This is a genomic window from Faecalibacterium sp. DFI.5.82, from assembly GCF_029076575.1.
In the GTDB taxonomy this organism is placed as follows: domain Bacteria; phylum Bacillota; class Clostridia; order Oscillospirales; family Ruminococcaceae; genus Faecalibacterium; species Faecalibacterium duncaniae.
In genome coordinates this window covers 1-303 of sequence record NZ_JARFIS010000693.1, presented here as the reverse complement: position 1 = coordinate 303, position 303 = coordinate 1, and the positions used below count along the sequence as shown (strand labels likewise).

At 46.5% G+C, this 303-nt stretch carries 1 pseudogene; it reads left to right on the top strand.

Annotated elements, in window-relative coordinates:
- Positions 1–25: 25 nt before the first annotated feature.
- Positions 26–303: pseudogene (locus P0G09_RS18480) on the top strand (sugar ABC transporter permease); the annotation flags it as partial.

Here is a 303-nt window from a genome sequence, read left to right as displayed (position 1 = left end):
ACTCTTTATCGTCCTGCAAACCGTGATGGCAATTGCCATTGCACTGTTCCTGAATGAGGTGAAGTCCAAGTTCTGGAACCGTTTTTTTCAGACCTCCGTGTTGTTGCCGTACCTGTTCTCCTACGTCATCGCCAGCTACCTTGTATATGCATTCCTGAGCCCCACTACGGGTATGTTCAATCATATTCTCACAGTAATGGGAAAAGACCCGGTTTCCTGGTACATAGAAAGCAAATTCTGGCCCTTTATCCTGACCTTTGTGGAATTATGGAAGCGTTCGGGCTACACTGCCATTGTCTACTA